The organism is Pseudomonas khavaziana (assembly GCF_019145205.1).
Taxonomy (GTDB): Bacteria; Pseudomonadota; Gammaproteobacteria; order Pseudomonadales; family Pseudomonadaceae; genus Aquipseudomonas; species Aquipseudomonas khavaziana.
The window spans coordinates 67,619-89,304 of record NZ_JAHSTT010000018.1 but is presented as its reverse complement, the minus strand read 5'-3'; the positions used below and the strand labels follow the sequence as shown (position 1 = coordinate 89,304).

The 21,686-nt window shown below is 58.2% G+C and carries 16 protein-coding genes; 8 read left to right on the top strand and 8 right to left on the bottom strand.

The features are described from left to right. Positions 1-431 precede the first annotated feature (431 nt). The 5 genes from KVH01_RS27515 (at position 432) to KVH01_RS27495 (ending at position 9,134) form a co-directional block, all read left to right on the top strand. The gene (locus KVH01_RS27515) at positions 432-1,325 is read left to right on the top strand and encodes a bestrophin family protein (protein WP_217883608.1); all 894 of its coding nucleotides are present in this window, start codon (positions 432-434) and stop codon (positions 1,323-1,325) included. 70 nt (positions 1,326-1,395) lie between these two features. Further along, a complete protein-coding gene (locus KVH01_RS27510; protein WP_217883607.1) occupies positions 1,396-2,454 on the top strand; it encodes a HEAT repeat domain-containing protein in 1,059 nt (352 codons plus the stop codon). Between the two features lie 141 nt (positions 2,455-2,595). Beyond that, positions 2,596-4,095, top strand: a complete 1,500-nt coding sequence (locus tag KVH01_RS27505; protein ID WP_043049926.1) for an ATPase domain-containing protein — start codon at positions 2,596-2,598, stop codon at positions 4,093-4,095. After that, positions 4,095-5,765 carry an ATP-binding protein gene (locus KVH01_RS27500; protein WP_043049925.1) on the top strand — a complete coding sequence of 557 codons (1,671 nt, stop codon included), beginning with the start codon at positions 4,095-4,097 and terminating at the stop codon, positions 5,763-5,765. Before KVH01_RS27505 ends, KVH01_RS27500 begins: the two co-directional genes overlap by 1 nt. A gap of 132 nt (positions 5,766-5,897) precedes the next feature. Then, positions 5,898-9,134, top strand: coding sequence for a hypothetical protein (locus KVH01_RS27495; protein WP_217883606.1), 3,237 nt, complete (start codon positions 5,898-5,900; stop codon positions 9,132-9,134). 84 nt (positions 9,135-9,218) lie between these two features. Here the strand turns inward: KVH01_RS27495 and KVH01_RS27490 are convergent, their stop codons facing one another. The 5 genes from KVH01_RS27490 to KVH01_RS27470 all read right to left on the bottom strand — a co-directional run bounded on the left by KVH01_RS27490 (position 9,219) and on the right by KVH01_RS27470 (position 15,786). Beyond that, positions 9,219-9,596 (bottom strand): response regulator, encoded by a 378-nt coding sequence (locus KVH01_RS27490; protein WP_043049923.1) that lies wholly within the window; start codon positions 9,594-9,596, stop codon positions 9,219-9,221. A gap of 78 nt (positions 9,597-9,674) precedes the next feature. After that, positions 9,675-10,868, bottom strand: coding sequence for a hybrid sensor histidine kinase/response regulator (locus KVH01_RS27485; protein WP_217883605.1), 1,194 nt, complete (start codon positions 10,866-10,868; stop codon positions 9,675-9,677). Beyond that, entirely contained in the window at positions 10,862-11,461 is a 600-nt protein-coding gene (locus KVH01_RS27480; RefSeq protein ID WP_043049921.1) for a chemotaxis protein CheB, read from the bottom strand. The genes KVH01_RS27485 and KVH01_RS27480 overlap by 7 nt, the downstream gene beginning before the upstream one ends. After that, complete coding sequence (locus KVH01_RS27475; RefSeq protein ID WP_200893582.1) at positions 11,458-12,288, bottom strand: CheR family methyltransferase; 831 nt, start codon at positions 12,286-12,288, stop codon at positions 11,458-11,460. Before KVH01_RS27475 ends, KVH01_RS27480 begins: the two co-directional genes overlap by 4 nt. Continuing rightward, the gene (locus KVH01_RS27470) at positions 12,289-15,786 is read right to left on the bottom strand and encodes a response regulator (protein ID WP_217883604.1); all 3,498 of its coding nucleotides are present in this window, start codon (positions 15,784-15,786) and stop codon (positions 12,289-12,291) included. Between the two features lie 284 nt (positions 15,787-16,070). Between KVH01_RS27470 and KVH01_RS27465 the strand changes: the two genes are divergently transcribed. Both KVH01_RS27465 and KVH01_RS27460 read left to right on the top strand, forming a co-directional pair. Next, positions 16,071-16,436: a response regulator gene (locus KVH01_RS27465; protein ID WP_043049919.1), complete on the top strand. Its 366-nt coding sequence runs from the start codon at positions 16,071-16,073 to the stop codon at positions 16,434-16,436. Between the two features lie 152 nt (positions 16,437-16,588). Beyond that, positions 16,589-17,989: a DUF1254 domain-containing protein gene (locus KVH01_RS27460; RefSeq protein ID WP_217883603.1), complete on the top strand. Its 1,401-nt coding sequence runs from the start codon at positions 16,589-16,591 to the stop codon at positions 17,987-17,989. An 18-nt stretch (positions 17,990-18,007) separates the two neighbouring features. On the opposite strand, the gene KVH01_RS27455 is transcribed toward KVH01_RS27460, so the two are convergent. After that, complete coding sequence (locus KVH01_RS27455; protein ID WP_217883602.1) at positions 18,008-18,679, bottom strand: DUF3313 domain-containing protein; 672 nt, start codon at positions 18,677-18,679, stop codon at positions 18,008-18,010. A 125-nt stretch (positions 18,680-18,804) separates the two neighbouring features. After that, on the bottom strand, positions 18,805-19,299 hold the full coding sequence (locus KVH01_RS27450; RefSeq protein ID WP_217883601.1) for a hypothetical protein: 495 nt from the start codon (positions 19,297-19,299) through the stop codon (positions 18,805-18,807). Between the two features lie 258 nt (positions 19,300-19,557). On the opposite strand from KVH01_RS27450, the gene KVH01_RS27445 reads away from it, so the two are divergent. Then, positions 19,558-20,250: an aspartate/glutamate racemase family protein gene (locus KVH01_RS27445; protein ID WP_217883600.1), complete on the top strand. Its 693-nt coding sequence runs from the start codon at positions 19,558-19,560 to the stop codon at positions 20,248-20,250. An 11-nt stretch (positions 20,251-20,261) separates the two neighbouring features. Here KVH01_RS27445 and KVH01_RS30510 read toward each other — a convergent pair whose 3' ends face one another. Next, the gene (locus tag KVH01_RS30510) at positions 20,262-21,668 is read right to left on the bottom strand and encodes a M10 family metallopeptidase C-terminal domain-containing protein (protein WP_217883599.1); all 1,407 of its coding nucleotides are present in this window, start codon (positions 21,666-21,668) and stop codon (positions 20,262-20,264) included. Between the last annotated feature and the right edge of the window lie 18 nt (positions 21,669-21,686).

Here is a 21,686-nt window from a genome sequence, read left to right as displayed (position 1 = left end):
AGCCTGGGCGAGGTGCCGAGTGGTGGGGCAAGAGCCCTTTGGTTACTTTGGGCTCTTTTCCAAAGTGACCCGCCGTCAGGGCGGAACCAATAGCCGCCGTTACCGCAGCAATGGATATGTACTCGGTATGATCCAACATCCTGGTCGGCCCTGAGGCCGCCATCGGGAGCAAGCCCTCTCCCACAGGTACAGCGCCATACCAAAAATTGTGTAGATACCTGTAGCCCCTGGGGCGAGCCCCCTCCCACATGTTTACCGAGTGCAGTCAATCAGACCGCCACGAAATCAAGTTCCCTCGTCGCAAATTCAGGGGCACGCCAGAGCTGCCCTCCCCCTGATCGATACCAATGATCAGGCGGTTGACCCAAGTGATTGGACGCTCTGCCCGCCAGCTTCTAACCTGACGGCCTGCACCATCAAAGAAGCCTGCCATGATCGTTCGTCCAAAGCCCAACCTCCTGGGTATCCTGTTTTCCCTCAAGGGCTCGATTGCCAAGCGCATTGCCTGGCGCAGCCTGATGGTCACGCTGCTCGCTTCAGTGATCGTGCTGGTGGAAACCCTGCACCCGGCGTACTTTTCCAAGGTCAATGCCACACCTTTCACCTTGCTGGGTTTGTCGTTGTCGATCTTCATGAGCTTTCGCAACAATGCTTGTTACGACCGCTGGTGGGAGGGCCGCAAACAGCTTGGGCAAATGATCATTGAGGTGCGCTCGCTGATCCGCGAAACCCAGGTGCTGGGCGACTCCGGCGAGCGTACCGGCTTGTTGCGCGGCCTGTGCGGTTTTGCCCACGGCCTGATCGCCCATTTGCGCCATGAAGATGAAACCCGCGCGATAGTGTCCTGGATTGCGGTGCAAGCCAGTCACCCCAACCTGCCTGACAGTGTTCTGCAAACACTCGGTGCGCGGTTTTCCGTGTTGGCCCGCGAAGGTGTGATCAGCGAGTGGCGCTACACCCAACTGGAGGCGCGGCTGGTCAGCCTGAGCCAGGTGCAGGCGTCGTGCGAGCGCATCAAGACCACACCGCTGCCCTTCCCCTACACTCTGCTGCTGCACCGTACCATCTACCTGTTCTGCATCCTGCTGCCGTTCGCCATGGCCGAGCCGCTGGGCTGGTTGACGCCAGTGTTCACCGCCATCGTCAGCTACACTTTCTTTGGCCTGGATGCGATCGGCGACGAATTGGAGGACCCGTTCGGCTTCGACGAAAACGACCTGCCGTGCGACGCCATCCTGCGTACCCTGGAGCGCGAGATCCTCGCGGCCCTTGGCGAAGACGACCTGCCCCCTGCCCTTGAGCCGCTGGATTACGTGCTGACCTGACGCCGGTTTGACACCCGCCTTGCACTGACCGAAGCTTGGGGCTTTGCTGCTCGAGCTTTCGGACACCCGCATGTCAAAGTCACGCCGTTATTCCATCATCGGCCTGTGTGCCCTGTTGCTGATCGTACTGGTCAGCTGGTTTTTTTCCCGCACCACACCGGTCGCCGTGGCACCGGCCATTGCCCATGGTTATTCCAAGGCATTGAAGCAGGCACACAACGGTGAACCGGGCGCGGCGCGGGTGCTGTATCAACAGCTGGGGCGCCCGGATCTGTCGCCTGAACGCCGCGCCGCCTTGCACGCCGAGCTGCCCAATTACCCCAGCCCTCAAGCCCTTAAGCTGGCGGATAAAGACCTGGCCAATGAGTCGCCCTTGGTGCGCGAGGCGGCGATTCACAGCATCGTCGGCCTGGTGCCCAGCGGCCAGCGCACCTTGCTGCTTGGCCCGGTCCTGGATGATCCCGAACAGCCAGTGCGCTTTGCCGCCGCCAATGCCCTGCTCGGCCTGTCGCCAGACACCCTGGGCTTGTATTTCGGCCCGCTGCAGCAGGTGCTCGATGAATTCGTGAAAACCCTCAAGGCCCAGCCCGAAACTGCCGAGGGCTGGATCCAACTGGCGCGCCTGTACATTCACAGCGCCCTGTTGCCGCAGGCAGAAAACGCCCTGGAGCAGGCCATGCGTTTGCAGCCGGATAACTTGCAGGCGGTCGTGTCGCAGATCGAACTGCTGGACAAGCAAGGCAAGAGCGACGAGTCGCGCCAACTGTTGGCGCGGCAATTGGCGGCGCATCCGGAGTCGGCCTACCTGCAGCATGCCTTGGGCATGTGGCTGCTGCACCATGGCGAGCGCCCGTATGCGCTGCTCGGCCTGTCCAAGGCGGTGGAGCTTGAGCCGGACAACCAGGATTACCGCTACGACCTGGCCACTACCCTGCATGCCCAAGAGGAAGTCGAGGCTGCCCAGCGTCAGTTGGAGGAAATCGTCCAGCGTCATCCGGCCAACCGTAAGGCCCGCGTGCTGTTGGTCAACTACTGGAAAGAAACCGGGCAACTGCAGAACGTCCAGGTACTGCTCGCGCAACTGGAGCAGCAGAACCCGGACGACCCGGCGCTGCAACAAGGCCTGTAGGCGCCAGCTGGCTCGTGCCGTACCGGGGGCCTTGTGCAACTTTTACGAAACGTTGAACCGCCACTGGCCGCCACGGTCAAGTAAATATGGCGCGTCCCTCTCGGCGTGCCCCTCTACTTGTACGTGACCCGAGGGCACTTCTTGTCTACATCCAAAGAGCTGTTCAGTGAAAAGGCGGCCACCGGCATCGAAGGTCTTGATGACATTCTTGCCGGGGGGCTATCGCGCAGCCATCTGTTCCTCCTGGAAGGCGAACCCGGCACCGGTAAAACCACCGTGGCACTGCACTTCTTGCAGGCCGGCGCGCAAAACGGTGAACGCTGCTTGTATATCACCCTGTCGGAGACTGAGCGCGAATTGCGCCAGGGTGCCAAGTCCCATGGCTGGGACCTGGATGACAATATCTTTATTTTCGAATTGACCCCACCTGAGAGCCTGCTCAACGCCGAGCACCAGCAAAGCCTGCTGTATTCCTCCGACCTCGAACTGGGTGAGGCCACCCGCCAGATTTTTGAAGTGGTAGAACGGGTCAAGCCGACCCGCGTGGTGGTCGACAGTCTCTCGGAAATCCGCCTGCTGGCGCAAAGCTCCCTGCGCTACCGCCGGCAGATTCTGGCCATAAAGCATTACTTCGTGCGCTATGACGCAACCGTATTGCTGCTGGACGACCTGACCACCGAATCCCTGGATAAAACCGTGCACAGCGTTGCCCACGGGGTGATCCGCCTTGAGGAACTGACCCCCAACTACGGTGCCGAGCGCCGCCGCGTACGGGTGGTGAAATACCGCGGCCAGAAATACCGTGGCGGCTTTCACGACTTCACCATCATGGGCGACGGCATCCACGTCTTCCCGCGCCTGGTGGCAGCTGAGCATCGTGGCGGCTACAACCGCCAGACATTGACCTGTGGCATCCCGGAACTGGATTCGCTGCTCGGCGGCGGTATCGAGACTGGCTCCAGCAGCCTGATCCTTGGCCCGGCCGGCACCGGCAAGTCGCTGATCTCGATGATCTTCGCCGCCGCCGCGGTGGCTCGTGGCGAGAAAGCCGCATTGTTTATCTTCGATGAAGAACTGGGCCTGCTGTTCGAGCGCATGAAAAACATGGGCATCGACCTCGCTGCGTTGCAAGGCACCGGCAACCTGCTGATCGAACAGGTCGACGCCGCTGAGTTGTCCCCCGGCGAATTCTCGCACCGGGTACGTCGCTGCGTGGATGAAGGCGGCATCAAGACCGTGGTCATCGACAGTATCAACGGCTACCAGGCCGCCATGCCGGAAGAGAACGCACTGATCCTGCACATGCACGAGCTGCTGCTGTACCTCAACCGGCGCGGTGCCGCGACCTTCATGACCGTGGCCCAACATGGATTGGTTGGCGACATGCAAACCCCAGTGGACATTACCTACCTGGCCGACACCGTGATTCTGCTGCGCTATTTTGAAGCTCTGGGCAAAGTCCGCCGGGCTATTTCAATCATCAAGAAAAGAACCGGCTCCCATGAGTCGACCATTCGCGAATACCGTATCGGCAGCCGCGGCATGACGGTTGGGGAACCGTTGGACAATTTCCAGGGCGTACTGCGCGGTATTCCGATTTATATGGGTGCCGGTTCCCCGCTATTGAAGGATGAGGGCTAGTGCTGGCCCTTTCTCCCATCTCAGAACGCGCCATCGTATTGGCGCCCATGGGCCGCGACGGCGCACTGGCGCTGATGATGCTCAAAGAAGCCGGCTACAGCGGCGTGGTCGTCAGCGACCTCGGCGCACTGTGCGAAGCCATGGAGCAAGGCGCCGGTATGCTGATCATTGCGGCCGAGGCGTTGCGTGGCGTAGATCTTGAGCCGCTGCTCAACCATTTGCATCAGCAGCCAGCCTGGTCCGACCTGCCTATCGTGCTGATGACTCATCACGGCGGCAAGGAGCAGAACGGCACCTCACACTTGAGTGGCTTGCTGGGTAATGTAACGTTCCTGGAGCGCCCCTTTCACCCGGTGACGCTGATCAGCCTGGTCAGCACGGCGCTGCGCGGTCGACGGCGCCAATACGAAGCACGCGACCGATTGATCGACCTGAGCGAAAGCGAACTGCGCCTGCAACGCACCTTGGAAACCCTTGAACAGCAAGTCGAAGAGCGCACGGCGCAATTGCGCAATAACGAAGAAGCACTGCGCCAGTCGCAGAAAATGGAAGCCGTCGGCCAGTTGACTGGCGGTATCGCCCATGACTTCAACAATATGCTCACCGGGATCATCGGCAGCCTGGAATTGCTGCGCAGGCGCGTGTCCCGGGGCAAACTGGATGATCTGGACAGCCTGATCGACTTGGGCGTCACTTCGGCAAACCGTGCTGCCGCCCTTACCCATCGCCTGCTGGCTTTCTCGCGGCGCCAGTCATTGGATCCAAAACCCGTGGAGATCAACCAATTGGTGTCCTCCATGGGCGAGTTGCTGCAACGCAGCATCAACGAAAGCATCGCATTGGACATGCGCCTGGCCAGCACGCTGTGGACTGCCGAAGCCGACCCCAATCAACTGGAAAGTGCCTTGCTCAATCTGGTCATCAATGCGCGGGATGCGATGCCCAACGGCGGCAAGTTGACGGTGGAAACGTGTAACCGGCATCTGGACAACGTATTCACTGCGGCCTACGGCACCTTAGAGCCTGGCGATTACGTTGAGCTGAGCGTCAGCGATACGGGCTGCGGCATACCGGAACATCTGATGAGCCGCGTGTTCGACCCGTTTTTTACTACCAAACCCATCGGCCAGGGCACGGGGCTGGGATTGTCGATGATCTACGGCTTCGCCCGCCAATCCCACGGTCATGTGACGATTCACAGCGAACTCGGCAAAGGCACCACGGTAAGTTTGTTTCTGCCGCGTTTCATTGGCGAAATGCAGGCACAGGAGCCGATCAACCCGACATTGCTGCCGTTTGCCAATGCAGGTGAAACCGTATTGATCGTCGAAGACGACCCGGCGGTACGGGTGTTGGTCAGCGCCGTACTCAAAGAGTTGGGCTATGGATTTGTCGAGGCGGGCGATGCGGATGCCGCGGTGCCGATCATTGAGTCGGGGCAACGCATTGACCTGATGATCAGCGATGTCGGCTTGCCCGGTATGAACGGGCGCCAGTTGGCGGAAATCGGCCGGCAGATTCGCCCGGCACTCAAGGTGTTGTTCATCACCGGCTACGCCGAACATGCGGCGGTGCGCGGTGGCTTCCTGGACCCCGGGATGCAGTTGATCACCAAGCCGTTTACCTTTGATTTATTGACGGCCAAGGTGCGGGAGATGATCCAGGCGTAGAGCAGTCGTGACTCGCAACAGGCGGTCACGGTTTAAAAGTCGGCAGATGGAATCGATGCCGTTTTCTTTCCACATAAGGTTGCGAACTACTTATGTAAAGAAATCAAACTACATCGACCTTGAGCATTTCTGATGACTATTATTGCTAATTCACGGCTGCACGAATTGTCTATGCCCGCGCTGATCAATGCAGATCCCTCCCCCGCGCCATTGACGCTTGTTGATACAGAAGTTTCAAAATACGACGTCGAATCACCCCAGGACAAGGGTGAGCGAGGTCTGGCCAAGTTGTATGCGCAAGCGTTGAAACAACTGCCAGAGTCTAATGAAAAGCCTGAACTGCTGACCGTCCAGGATATCCCGCCTACATCTTCTTTCGGGCAGTTGAGGAAACTTCTTCATAAAATTCTTGATAGTGCGCAAATGAAAAGTTGGGCAGCAGAGAAAGGCATCAATCTGTCAGCTCGTAACGTGATTGATATAAGTGGCACGCTCTACGTCCCGGGCTCGTTCGGTTTTGGAACCGTGGACCTGCGCGATTTTCCGGGTTGGCCTTTGCTCAAGGACGTCGCTACGGCATTGGCAGGCTCTGGCACTTCCGTAAGGTTCGACACAGCCACCACGGCAAGGGTGTCGGACATCGCCCAATTTTATGGCCACTCCCTGCCTTTTGACCCCTCCCTCTCGCCTTCAGAGCAAGACGCATCCATCACCGACTACATCGCCGGGTGGGAGCGCAAAGGTACGCTCATCTCTGACACGGCCAGCCACCCCTCCCAGGCTGATCTGGAACGTCATGCTTCGAAACTTGGCGACCAGAACAATCGAGGGGCTGTAGTTGCGGTTATACCTAAGCTGGCAGCTGACGCCGCCAGCAGTATTGCGCAAGATCTCGCTGCCGCCGCTCGTGAAACCCCCACCCTTACCGAAGACGAATATCTGGAGGCATCCAACCAAGCCACCCGCCAGCGGATGCAGGAGGCGCTGGACACGCCTATCGAAATAGACCCCACCTCGTCCTATGCTCGGGATCACGACCTGAAGCCGGGCGTAGCGGTGACCCTGCGCGAGTATCTGGTGGGTCATGGCTTGCTGGTTCCAAAGACCCCTTCGGAGCTGGCAGCCATTGCACCGTCCCTGGCTAGTCCCCCCCCGCTAAGCCCTGAGCACGGCAATATGGGTGGAGCCCTTTCATGGCCCACGCTGTTGAGCAATAAGGATCAACGCACACTCAGTCGCGTCATTGATGATGCCTTGAAAAATGAGCCGCAAGACAACCTGCTTGAGCACTTGACCCGTGACCTGAACCTGGATGAAAAGACCCTCAAGGATGACCCGGGTCGCATCATTGACGACATCCTCAAGTCCAGCAACGCTCAAGCCATAGGTCGCGCCGCCGAGCAGGCAATAGGTGAGATCGCTTCGCCAGAACCTATCAATGACTGGGTTCTGGCAGCGCTCTATGTGTCGCTGGACAAGCAAAGTGTCTTCACCGATCCGTCATTCTCAACACGAACCCATATCGCTGGATTCGATTTGAACAGCGTGTCTGGGCGAAGCGCTTCCTACATACGTAAAGCGCTGGCGCATCACTTGATCCAGACGGGACTGGCCACACCGCGAACCGTCGACCTCGCCGTATTCATATTGTTGTCGCGCAAGGCACCAGAGCTCTTGGTCAAGGACATACCTGAGGCGTTGGTCAAGGGCTCCCACGCATGGGTCACTTTTACCACGGCAGTGGCTCGTATTGAGGCCCAAGCGCCCGGCTCGACCCGCTTGATGACGTATGAGCAGATCATGCTGCGACATGAACTGGCCCCCGTAACACTGGCCGACTTGATGGTTGAAGCTCTGGCGCAAACTGACGGATTGAAAGACTGGGGCCGCAACAACGGCTTGCTCGGACGCAACGCAGAAGATAAATACTCAGAAACGAAAATGAACGACGTACGTTTTGAGTTCAGTAAACAGGTGTTTGAGTTAAATAAAGCTTCGAATTACTTTGCAATGGAGGCCCCTGACCTTCACAAATGGGCGCTGGCGGAAATAAAACAGCAAAACCCACATTTATCTGAAGAGCAAATCAAAGAAAAATCCATAGACACAAAAGACGCCGGCTTTTTGGAGTTTCCAGGTCCCTACTCGCTGCTGGATATATTCCTCAATACGCGGGACTACCTCAAAGATATCGACTTTGATAACTATACCTCCCGAAATGAATCTATTGATCTCACGAAGGTCGTGTTTAGACCTGGTTCAAGAGGCGAAGTGAAATCCAATTTTGAAAACCGCCTTGAGCTGTATTTCAACCGTTTTGAGGCGGCCGCGCAGGCGCAAACCAAATACTTGATTTCAACGCTACCCATTGAAGATCGAGAAATCATTGAGCATGGAAAAATCTCGGTCGGCAAAGAAGTGTCAGTCAATACAAATAATTCTGGCGCAACCAATAAGGCAACAACATCTGGTTCTCTAGTGGTACGCAGCGAATTCACGGACAGGAACGGTAATGAAAGCACCCATACCTATGAAATAAATATGACGTCCAACACCATTAAAAAGCGTGATGACTGGAACGATATAGACATCGCCCCGCTGCCTGACGAGTTCAGAGCGGGTATCGGTTCAACATACCTTGACCCCGTTGTTCCTGAAGGCGATTACCCGGAAAACATACTGCAGGCTTCGTCGCTCTACACTGTCAACGACACGCCCAACAGTTATTTCAGCGAAAAGACTGGGTACATCGCTGATGCAATGACAAAAAACCTGGGTATCCGGGATTTTGCAAACGAGCTGCGCGGAACAACCACGTTTGATACCGAAACGCCTTTTTGGGCCAAAGCCGAGGAGTTCGTGCGAGGATTGATTCCAGGTTATAACGCCATCAATAATTTTATTGACGGCAAGTGGCGTGAAGGCCTGACTGATTTGTCATTCGATGCCCTAGGCTTTCTCCTTTCGGGGGTCGGCGGAGCCGCAAAGGTAGCCAGCGCCGGCGTGCAAGCTGGAACGACTACCGGCCAGGTGCTGGCACAGGGGGCGAAAAAGCTGGCGCGTGGCGCCATAGGTGCACTCAACCCCATAGACCCCGTAGGTCTTGGGTTGGCAGGCGTACAAACAGGTTTGGAAGCGCTGGATCGACATTCGCGCACAGGCGACAAAAACGGCTCCAGGCCTGTTGTCAAATATGACGTGGTCAAAACCTTCAGGGACGTCAACAGTGCCACAATAGGCAAAGCCAACGTGCAAGGTGAAGTGGAAGACGTCGCCGCTACGCAGAAGAATGGCAAATGGTATGCCCTGAACCCTGTCACCAAGCAGCCCTATGGTCTTCCTTTGAAGGATTTCGTGCCTTCCACATAAGTGTAGAAAACACTGCCCAGGTTCTTCACGGCGTACCGGGAAGAACCTGCGCGGCCAGACATTGAATGGATGGCATTGAGCGGATTACGCCAACAAGCGCTGGATATGCTCCTGCAATGTATCCAGGTCGAACGGCTTGGCCAGGATCGGTGCGTTGCGCGTGATCGGGCTGTTGCAGTCGAGAATTTCCTGTGGGTAGCCACTGATAAAGATCACTTTCAATTCCGGGCGCAACTTGATCGCAGGTTCGGCGATCTGCACCCCGGAAATCCCGCCCGGCAGGCGATAGTCGGTGACCATCAGGTCCAGGTGCGGCTTGGTCGCGAGGATCTGGAAGGCCTGCTCCCCATCGATCGCCTTCAAGACCCGGTAACCCAAACCTGCCAGGTACTCACCCAGCACAAACATAATGGATTCGTCGTCCTCGACGATCAGTACGACATCTTGTGCATCTTCACTCATGGGAAGCCTTTGTCCGGTCAATAGCTGCAGTTACGACCATAGGGTCACGCAGAGGTTGCGTCGAAGTGACGATTGATTTCACTCGCACGCCTCAAGGGGCAGGCACACGCGAAACAGCGCGCCTTCGCCTATCTGGCTCTCGACCTCAATGGTGCCGCCGTGGGCCGCCACGATCTGCTCGGAAATAAACAACCCCAGGCCCAGGCCCGCCGCCACGTGGCTGGCGGAAACCCGCTCGAACTGCTGGAAAATACGCTTCTGGTTCTCTTCGCTGATACCGATGCCATGGTCACGCACCTCTACCCGTGCTTCGCCATGCTCGCTATACACCCGCACTTCCACCGGGCTCTTGGCCCCGTAGCGCAGGGCATTGGTCAACAGGTTGGTGATCACCTGCTCGATCCGGAATTCATCCCAATTGCCTTCCACCGCGCTGTCGGCCTGCAACTGCATGGATGATTCGGCGGCGGCCACCTGCGGTGCGAAATTCTGCACCAGGTTGCGCACCAGTTGGGCCAGGTCAAAACGGGCCGGACGGATCGACAGCTTGCCGGTGCGAATACGCGACACGTCGAGCATGTCTTCGATCAGGCGGATCAGGCTCTGGATCTGGCGTTCATCGCGGTCGACCATGGCGTGCATCTTGTCCAGGGTAAACGCGGCGGCGTTGTCCCGGGCCAGGTGCATCTTGCGCAGCTGGGTCTCCAGGATCAGCCCGTTAAGGGGCGTGCGCACTTCGTGGGCGACAATCGACATGAAGTCGTCACGCATGCGCACCGCCTGCTCCAGTTCGGCCTGGGTGGCCTGCAGACGCGTCAGCAACAGCTCCTGCTCGCGGCGGCTGCGCTCCAGCTCTTCCACTTGCAGCTTCATCGCCTTGCTCTGGCGATACAGGTCGACGAACACGTTGACCTTGCTCTTTACCGCGTGGATATCCAGCGGCTTGTGCAGGAAGTCTACGGCGCCGCTTTCATAGCCCTTGAAGGCGTAATTGAGTTCGCGGCCGGCGGCGCTGACGAACACGATCGGGATGTTCTTGGTTTTTTCGGTGCCGCGCATCAGTTCGGCCAGCTCGAACCCGTTCATGCCGGGCATCTGCACGTCGAGGATGGCCATGGCGAATTCGTGTTCCAGCAACAGGGACAAGGCCTCATCGGCACTCAATGCCTTGAACACCTGGCGATCCTCGCGCTTGATCAGCGCTTCAAGGGCCAGCAGGTTTTCCGGCAGATCGTCGACGATCAGCAGTTTGGCCTGGACAGTACTTAACATGGGAAGGGTTCCAGGGAAGCCAGCAATGAGCCGATACGGCCCAAGGAAAGAATATGGTCGGGTGTGTGTAAGGCCAGGGCAGCCAGTGGCATCACGGCAATGCGCGCCTCCTGTGGGTCCTGGACGACGGTGGTGCCTCCCGACTGCTTGACGTGGGCCAGGCCGCTCGCGCCGTCCTGGTTGGCGCCGGTCAACAGGATCGCCAGCAGGCGGCGCCCATACACGTCAGCAGCCGAGGCAAACAGGTAGTCGATGGCAGGCCTTGAGTGGTGCACGCGATCTTCCTGGCTCAGGGACAGACTGCGGTCATGCTCCACCGACAAGTGATAACCGGGGCCGGCAAAGTACAAGGTGCCCGCCTCCACGGCCTCTTTATCCCGGGCTTCCTTGACTGGGATGTTCAGGCGCCGCGCAAAGACCTCCGCCAGTTGGCTGCGGCGTTCATCCGGCAGGTGCAGCACGGCAATGATCGGCAAGGCGAAGGTGTTTGGCAGTTGGCCGAAAATTGTCAGCAGCGCCTCGACGCCGCCAGCGGAAGCGCCGACGACGATGGCTTCAATCCCTTGAATCGGGGTGTCTGGCGCGTCGCTCATGATTTTCGGTAGATCCGTTCCTGTTTGACCAAGGGCTCGAATTGCTTGCTGTAGGCAGAAAAATCCAGGGTTTCCTTGCTGCCCAGCACCAGGAAGCCGCGATGACACAGTGACTCATGAAACAATCCAAACGCGCGATCCTGCAACTTTTTATTGAAATAAATCAGCACGTTGCGGCATGAAATTAACTGAGTTTCTGAAAAAACACTGTCGGTCGCCAGACTATGATCGGCAAACGTCACGTTCTCGCGCAGTGTCTTGTCGAAGATCGCGTAATCGTAAGCTGCTGTGTAGTAGTCGGCAAATGAACGCTGCCCGCCGGCCTGCTGATAATTAGCGGTGTAGGCACGTACATTCTCCAGGGAAAAGATGCCCTGCTTGGCTTTCTCCAACGATGCCGGGTTGATGTCGGTGGCGTAGATGATGGTGCGCTCCAGCAAGCCTTCTTCACGCAGCAGGATGGCCATGGAGTAAACCTCCTCCCCCGTGCTGCAACCGGCGATCCAGATCTTGATCGACGGGTAGGTCTTGAGCAGCGGCACGACTTCCTGGCGGATGGCCAGGAAGTGCGACGGGTCGCGAAACATCTCGCTCACCGGGATGGTCAGGAACTGCAGCAATTGCATGAACGCTGCCGGGTCGTGCAGTACACGTTCCTGCAGTGCGGAAATGGTCGCACAGTCGAACTGGCGCAAGGCATGGGCCACCCGCCGCTTGACCGACGCGCCAGAGTAGTCGCGAAAGTCGTAGCTGTACTTGAGGTAAATCGCCTCGATCAACAGGCGCAGCTCAATATCGCTGCTTTTGTCCAAATAACACTGCTCCACTTAAATACGTTCCATCTTCGGTAGCCATACGCGAATCAGTGAGAACAGACGGTCCAGATCGATCGGTTTGGCCAGGTAGTCATTGGAGCCTGCTGCCAGGCAGCGTTCCTGATCGTCCTTCATGGCCTTGGCCGTTACTGCAATGATCGGCAGTTTTTTCCAGCGCGGGTCCTGGCGGATCAAGGCGGTGGCCTCGTAACCGTCCATCTCCGGCATCATCACGTCCATCAGCACCAGGTCGATATCCTCGACTTCATTGAGCTTGTCGATGGCTTCGCGGCCGTTTCGCCCGATCACCACCACGGCGCCTTTGTGCTCCAGGGCGCTGGTCAGGGCGAAGATATTGCGTACATCGTCGTCGACCAGCAGGATTTTGCGCCCTTCGAAGACCTTGTCGCGACTGCGGGCAGTCTTGAGCATCTTCTGGCGGTCATGGGACAGCTGCGATTCGACTTTGTGCAGAAAGAGTGTCACTTCGTCCAGCAAGCGCTCAGGGGAGCGGGCGCCCTTGATGATGATCGATCGCGAATACTTGCGCAGTTCGGCCTCTTCATCGCGGGTCAGGTTGCGCCCGGTGTAGACGATTACCGGTGGGAACGAGCAAATGTCCTCGGTGGCCATGCGCTTGAGCAGCTCGTTGCCGAGCATGTCTGGCAGCTTGAGGTCGATGATCATACAGTCGTAGATATTGTTGCGCAGCAGGTCGAGAGCTTCCTGGGCGAAGCCGACGGCAGTGATCTCGATGTCATCGTCGCCGATCAAGCGGGCAATGCTGTCGCGTTGCAGGTCATCGTCTTCCACCAGCAGTACGCGCTTGACCTTCTGGGTCAGCTTGGCCTCCAGGCGTGCGAACACATCCTTGAGCTCTTCGCGGGTGGTGGGCTTGACCGCATAACCGATGGCGCCCATGTGCATGGCGGCTTCGACGCGATCTTCCACGGAAATCACGTGCACGGGGATGTGGCGGGTATTGGCGTGTTCCTTGAGACGCTGCAGCACCGTCAGCCCGGAGTGGTCCGGCAGGCGCATGTCCAGCAGGATCGCGTCGGGGATGTATTCCTCGGCGAGGCTATAGCCTTCGTCGGCACCGTGGGCGACCAAGCAGTGGTAGCCCAGTTCATGGGCCAGGTCGAACAGGATGCGCGCAAAGTTCGGCTCATCTTCCACCACCAGGATGCACCGGGTGCTGAACGGAGCCTTTTCGCGGTCATCGGCAAAGCGTGGAATCTGCTGGGTGTCGGCCATCGGCAGTGGGGCAACCCGCACTGGCGCGGGGGCAGGCACGACCGCGGCTTGGCGTGGTTGCTCCACAGGCGCAGCATCCTCTTCACGTTCCACGTACTGCTCAGGTAGTACCAGGGTAAAGATGCTGCCTTTGCCCGGCTCACTGGTCACGCTGATGTAGCCGCCCAGCAAGGTGGCCAGGTCGCGGGAAATCGACAGGCCCAGGCCGGTGCCGCCATAGCGGCGATTGGTGGTGCCATCGGCCTGGCGGAAGGCTTCGAAGATGCTTTCCTGCTGGTCCGGGGCAATGCCGATACCGGAGTCGCGCACGGTAAAGGCAATGCCCTCCCCTGGCGCACGGGACACCGTCAGGCTGACCTCGCCCTGTTCGGTGAACTTGATCGCATTGGACAACAGGTTCTTGAGGATCTGCTCCAGGCGCTGGCGATCGGTAAACAGCAGGGTCGGCGAGCCTTCCTGCACATCCACCTGGAAACCCAGCTTGCGATCCGCCGCCAGCGGCTCGAACATGCCGCGCAGGCCGTCCACCAGACGCACCACGCTGGAGTTCTCCGGGCGCACTTCCAGCTTGCCGGCCTCGACCTTGGAAATGTCCAGGATGTCGTTGATCAGGTTGAGCAAGTCATTGCCGGCCGAGTAGATCGACTCGGCAAACTTGACCTGCTCGGCGCTGAGGTTTTCCTGGGGGTTCTCCGCCAGCAGCTTGGCCAGGATCAACGAGCTGTTGAGCGGTGTCCGCAGCTCGTGGGACATGTTGGCGAGGAATTCGGATTTGTATTTACTGGAACGCTGCAGCTCATCGGCGCGGTCTTCCAGCTCGAGCTGGGCCTGGTTCAGCTCGACGTTCTTGCGGTCCATGGCGTCGCGCTGCTCGGCCAGGGTCTGGGTCTGTTCGGCCAACTGCTCGTTGGTCTGCTCCAGTTCGGCCTGCTGGGTCTCCAGGTGGGCCTGGGACTCCTTGAGGATACGCGACTGTTCTTCCAGCTCTTCGTTGGCGGTCTTGAGTTCTTCCTGCTGCACCTGCAGCTCTTCGTTGAGCTGCTGGGTCTCGGCCAGCACTTCCTGCAAGCGCTGACGATAACGGGCGGCTTCGATGGAAGTACCGATGTTGCCGGCGATCAGCTCCAGCAGTTCGACATCACGCTCATCCAGCGCACGCAGGAAACCCAGCTCGACCACACCATTGACGCGATCCTCATCGCTGGTGGGCATCACCAGCACGCTGCGGGCAGCGCCTTCGCCCAGGCCGGAGCTGACCTTGAAATAATCCACTGGCACATCGTCCAGGCGAATCAGGCGATCCAGCTGGGCAGCCTGGCCCACGATGCCCTCGTCGCTGTAGATCGACTGCTCCTGTCGTTCCTGCTCGCGGGAGAAGCCATAGGTGGCCACGCGCTTGAGGCCGCCGTGCTCTTCGCGCACGTACAGCGCCGCGACGGCCGAGCCCATGTATTGGGCGAAGAACTGCAGGATATTGCGCCCCAGCATGTTCAGGGTCAGTTGGCCCAATACTTGTTCGGCCAGCTCGGTCTGCCCATTGCGCAGCCAGGCTTGGCGCTCGAGGCGTCGCGCAATCTTCTGTTGGGACGCGAGGTTTGCGCTGTAACTTTCTGAAAGGGAAAGTAAATTTTTTCTACCGATGTACGCAAGAAAGCCGCTCAGCCCCAGTACGAATACCAGGTACAGGGTGACGCTGATCACTGTCGTGCGAGTGACTTCTTCGTTACGGGTGATACGGAATTGCTGCTCCATCGCCACCGCATCGTCGTACTCCTTGCGGATCTCGTCCGTCAGGCGCTTGCCACGGCCCGCCTTGACCGCATCGCGGTAGTCGCCGTTCTGGCGCTGCATATCAATCATCGACTGGGCGTACTTGTTCCATTCGTCCTGCAACGCTTCCAGACGCTTGAGGCGGTCGACCTGCTGGGGATTGTCCGCCACCAAGCCTTGCAAATTGCGCAGATCGGCAATGATCCGCGGCTTGGCAACCTCGTAGGGGTCGAGGAAATGCTCGTCGCCGGTAATCAGGAAACCGCGCATGCCGGTTTCCAGGTCCACCGTCAGCTTGGACGACTCATTGAGGTTATTGATGACTCGGTCGGTGTGCTCCACCCACTGGATCACCGAGAGCAAATAGGTAATCAGGCAGACGAAAAACACCGCGCTGAGCACGCCCACGCCCAAGGGCAAGGCCACGTTTCGGCTCAACAGGGTACGGAAGCTCTTTTCATCGACGGACGACGCGGGAGTCATGGGCATGCCTTGGCCAAATACGGAAAAACCGGGAGTTTGCCCCAAAGTGGCGCCTGAACGCTATTTTTCTACGAGGTACGACGGCAAGAAACATCGGCGACGGGTAAAAAGAACGCCAACCGCACGGTTCTTATCCAATTGACGCCTTAAGGACTAGCTGGCGGGACATTCGCTCGTCCAGCGTTCACAATGCCATCAATTGCTGCGGAACTTGCTGGCATTGCCGTCACTCACAATCAAGTCGCCTTTAAGCCCTACGCTCTCACTTTTCAGGAATATCCACCATGTCCGCACCCGCCTCCACCATCCTCGTAGTCGAAGACGACGCCATCGTGCGCATGCTGATCGTCGATGTGCTGGAAGAATTGGAGTTCAAGGTGGTTGAGGCGGCTGACGCTGCTGAGGCGCTTACAGCCGTACAAAACACCGGGCAGGTGATCGACCTGATGATGACCGATGTTGGCCTTCCGGATATGGACGGCAAGGAACTGGCGAACAAAGTCCGCAAATTGCGCCCAGCCCTGCCCATCCTGTTTGCCAGCGGCTATGCCGAAAACATCGACGTGCCGGCCGGGATGCAGGTCATCGGCAAGCCGTTTTCGATTGATCAATTGCGTGACAAGGTCAAATCCATGCTGCCCGGGGCCTGATTTCTTCCTTAAAGCCCCGACCTTCTGTGAGTAAGCGCCCGACGAGGCTGAAAAGCGTCGCAGGGATTAACGTGACGTGCGGCCAATAAAACTGGAAACTCAGCGCCTTGCCCCCACGCCCCCTTAAAAGCACTCTGGAAGGACGCTACAACATGATTGGAAAACCGACGCGCCTGCTGTTGGCGAGCCTCTCGATTGTCATCAGTACCGGCGCCTGGGCCGACTTTACCGCCAGTCCCAGTGAAGCCCGTGCCATCGCCAAGGAGGCCTACCTGTACGGCTTCCCGGTGGTGCAGATGTACAAGACGCTCTACACCCAGGCCGTTGATAAAGGCGGTGCCAACTTCAAGGCGCCGTTCAACCATATCGGCCACGCCGCCCAGTTGAGCACACCCAAGGACACGGCAGTCGCCACCCCAAACGTCGACACGCCCTACTCTTTCGTATGGATGGACTTGCGCAGAGAGCCATTGGTGCTGAGCCTGCCCAAGATCGAAGACGATCGTTACTACTCGGTTCAATTGGTCGACCTCTATACCCAGAACACAGCCTATCTAGGCACCCGCAGCACCGGCAATAACGGCGGCCACTACATGGTCGCCGGCCCGGACTGGAAAGGTCAGCAACCGGTGGACATCGACCGCGTGGTCTACAGCGAGGGCAACATCGCCTACGCCCTGTACCGCACGCAGTTGTTTGGCGACAAGGATGTGGGCAAGGTCAAACAGATCCAGAGCGGCTACACAGTCCAGTCCCTGAGCAGCTATGTGAAGCAGCCCGCCCCAGCCAAGGCGGCGAAGATCGACTGGCCCAAGCCGATGGCGACCATGACCGAAGGCCCGCAGCTGTTTCGCTACCTGAACTTCATGCTGTCCTTCGCCGCCCCCCAGGACAGCGAAAAAGACCTGCTGGCGCGCTTTGCCAGGATAGGTATCGCCCCGGGCGCGCCATTCAAGGTCAACCAGTTGAGCAAGGAGCAGCGCAAAGCCCTGGAAGAAGGCATTGCCGATGCCCGGGCTGAGTTTGCAGCATTCAAGAAAGACAAGATCGACACCCACCAGGTGCCGCGCGGTGACTTGTACGGCAGTCGCGACCGCCTGCAGAACAACTACCTGTACCGCTACGCCGGCGCCGAAATGGGCATGTTCGGCAATTCCAGCGATGAAGCCGCTTACCTGACCTACCTCCTCGACAGCGAAGGCAAGCCAGCCAATGGCGCGCGCCACAGCTATACCCTGCACTTCGCCAAGGATCAGTTGCCACCGGCCGATGCGTTCTGGTCGCTGACGATGTATGACGGCAAGACCAAACTGCTGGTGCCCAACCACAAGAAGCGCTACCTGATCAACTCGCGGATGCTACCGGCTCTCAAGCGTGACGCCGACGGTGGCCTGACCCTGGCTTTACAACACCACGAGCCACCGAAGGCGGAACAGAGCAATTGGTTGCCGGCCCCGCCCGGCCCGTTCTATGCGATCTTGCGCATCTACCTGCCCAAGCCCGAGGTGGGTAACGGCCAGTGGAAGCTGCCCCCGCTGACACCGCTGAAGTAACACCACGGGCCGGCTGGGTCAGCGCTTTTTCAGGCGCAGATAGGATTGATGCAGGTCCGCGGCCCAGCCATCGATCACGCTTTTTACATCGTCGGCCTTCATCACCTGCGAGTCATTGGCCAATGGCTTGCCGGTGCCTTTACGTACCACCTGGGCCACCACTTTATTGCTGGCGCCATCGAGGAACTGCGCCTCGGTGCCCAGGGTTGTTTCCTGGTCACGAATCCCGGTACCGGTACTTACCGCCGCCGCAACCAGGGCCACGGGCACGAACTCATAGGGTTTGAGGCTCTCGGTCTTGCTGCTGACGGCGGTGATCGCCGCGCGCACGACCATCACGCCGGGGCCGGGAGCATTGGCCAGGGGGAGCGACTTGGCCAGCTCGCGCTTTAGGGCCTGGTTAAAGTAGTCGTTGATGCCGCGCAAGGTGCTGTCCGGAATCTTCGTGGTGGCTTGGGGCTTGGGGTAGAACTGGGTGGGTTCGATATACACCGAGGTGTACCGGCTCAGGTCCAGTTGGGGGTCAACCCAGCGCATCACCTCGGCCCCTGACGGCGACTTGGCCTCCTTGAGCTGGCTGTAATTGGAAAGGAACCCTGAGTACTCGTCCGGTTGCGGCACCTTGCTCGCGCAACCGGCCATGCCGAGTGAGGCGACGCATAGCGTGCTGATCATTAGCCCTAGCTTCATCGTGGAACTCCCTGGCGACCATCATCGTGATGAATGAGTTGTAGGTATAGCCAATGCTTGGCAAATACACCTAATTTAACGCGTTGCCAGTCATGAGTTATTTACCTGCGATTAAAGCGTGCAGGTCAGGCTCGCTCGCGTGGGATCAGGCTCTGCAACTGCGAGGCCAGGAAGTTGGCATCGAAACCGAAGGTGTCGGGGTCTTTGAGGCCGTTGGTTTTCTTCCACAGCCAATCGTTCTTATCGGCCGGCAGTACCAACGACACGCTGCCATGGCGCGCAGCGGTGAGCCCCATTACCGCTACCGAAATCAAACCGCCGGCGCCCATGACGTCCGGCACGAACTCAACGCTTTTGCCGGTGATATGCACGCTGAGTTTTTCGCTCTTGAACGGCGAACTCTCCACCGGCACACTCGGGCCGCTGGCAGTGTAGGCCTCACGCTGAACGTCCAGCAAACCCACAGTCTTTACCGGCTCCAGCCATTGTTCAATCTGCTGGAACAACTCCCCGAGCTTCTGCGCCCAACGCGCCGACTGCAGGTCAAATTGCTGTTTTTTATGCGCTTCACTATCGGCGTAGTGACGAAGCATCTCGCCCAGTTGCTGTACATCGTCCATTGCGGATTTCCTTGGGTGAGCCAGGTTGCGAAGCGTGATCATGGCAGATGCCGCGGCCTGGCGTATGGCTAAACATCAGCCCATGCCTCAAAGGGAATGTAAGGCAGGTGTATCGAACGAAGGGTACTCAGCCAGAAGGCGACGCCATTGCTGCGCCCAGGCGAGAGCATGTGTGCGTAACTGTTCATTGTCGGAACGCGGTGGCGGAGCGGCGAAAAATGGGTAAGGTGACGCCACATCCCCTTTCCGGAGAATCGCATGCGCACCATCGGCCTTATCGGCGGCATGAGCTGGGAGTCCAGCGCCGAGTATTACCGCATTATTAACCAGCAGGTGCGCGACCGACTCGGCCCGCTGCGGTCTGCGCAGATCCTGATGTACAGCGTCGACTTTGGCCCGGTGGAGCAGGCCCAGCATGCAGGGCGCTGGGACGATACCGCGCTCATCCTCGAAGACGCCGCGCGCCGTTTGCAGGCAGGGGGTGCCGAGTGCGTGGTGTTGTGTACCAACACCATGCACTTGGTGGCACCACGTATTGAAGCGGCGGTGTCGATTCCATTCCTGCATATCGCCGACGCCACCGCGGCCGCGGCCGTGGAGGCCGGAACCTTGACGGTAGGCTTGCTCGGCACCGCATTTACGATGGAGCAGGATTTTCTCAAGTCCCGCCTCGCCGCCCAGGGTCTGACTGTGCTGGTGCCGGATTCGGATGCGCGCAGGGAGGTCCATCGAATCATCTATGAAGAGTTGTGCGTGGGGCTCATTCGTGACGCCTCTCGCCAGACTTATCAGCGTGTGATCAAAGGCCTGGCCGCTCGCGGTGCCCAGGCGATCATCCTGGGCTGTACGGAAATCTGCCTGCTGATCCAGCCCGAACACAGCAACCTGCCCTTGCTGGACAGCACCGCCCTGCACGCGCGGGCTGCGGTGGCGTTTGCCTTGGCGGATTAAGGCTTGGCTGGTCAGGCCTGGATATCGGTTAGCTCGATTTTTCCACTTACACTGATCATCGCATCGATTTCTTTGTCGCCGTTGATATCAAATCGTAGCCACGTAATGTTGGCGGCTGGAAAATATTCCATGTTCGCTTCGCCGCCGCGACCGGAGAACTCAGAAACAACCCTGATCTCGTCGCGGCCACTCGCAGCTTTAAGCGCTGATACATCCAACTTGTCCCGACCACTGACAAAGTCCTGCAATTCGATGAGATTCGTTTCAGCCGATGGATCGCCCGCCCCAATAACAAAGGTATTTTTGCCTGCCCCACCCCATAACTGGTTATAACCGGAGTTTGCCTCGACGTAGAGCGTATCGTTGCCATCGTTACCAAATAGCTCGTTATCTGCTGAATTGCCAATAATAATATCGTCGCCCTGCCCACCCTTAGCAACTTCAATCATGGATCCTGGTGCAATGGAAACATTGCCCACTCCGCCGCCCACATTGGAAAAACTTCCCGGCGTTAAGTTGATGACCTGATTGTCCTTATAACCGGAGAAATCGAGCGTATCCTCGCCGCCAGCGTCCCATACGGAAAATACCGGAAAATCGTTCTCCGTGTTTAACTTGAATAGATCACGGTCGGCGGTCGAATTAAATCCATAGGTGGTATTTCCCGAGCGTGTTTCATTATTTGGGCCATGGAGTTTTTGAAGGGTGGCGATATCATCCATCATCGGTGCGCTGGAGTATTTATTCTCCAATGAGTGCTTCCAAAACTGCATGCCTGAGCGTGCTTCCAACTTGGGGCTGCGCAGCGAGTAAGCCAGGGAATCTTCTGCATATTCGGTTCCCGGCGCGACGCTGGCCGTCGAGGGAAGCCCCAGTTTAAAAGCCGCAGCCTTGGCGACGACATGACTGCCGTAGTTGTTGGGTTGCTCCAGTTCTTGCGCGTGACGGCGCAGTAAGGGCACCTGCGAAGGCGCCCCTTCTTCATTGTTTGAGGACACGTAAAACGGATCTTTCCAATCGAAAAGACTGTCCTCAACTTTGAACTGCATATGGTTGGACGAGGTCATCGCGGACTCTTTGAATTTGACGTTCGCCACGTCGCTGAAATGTGCCAGGGTCTCACGGACGGCATTTTTCTGGCCGTCGGAGAACTGGCCAATGGCTTGGCCTTCAGTGTTGGACTGCGCGGTGTCGGCAAAATCATAAGTGACAACTGCGTCTTGCCCAGCCGGCAGGGACTGAGAATGCCCTCCCGCACGGATTGACGTCTCGACTACCTGCTCGGAGGACAATGTAGGTTTTCCATCTTTCAGGCCGTCGCCACCACGACGGTTTTTATCAAGAATATCTGCAATGTTCCGGTGCACAGGATTGGTAAGATGATGTTGCGCATAGGAAATATTTAAGTTGGTGCTCACGGTTTTTCTTCACTCCAC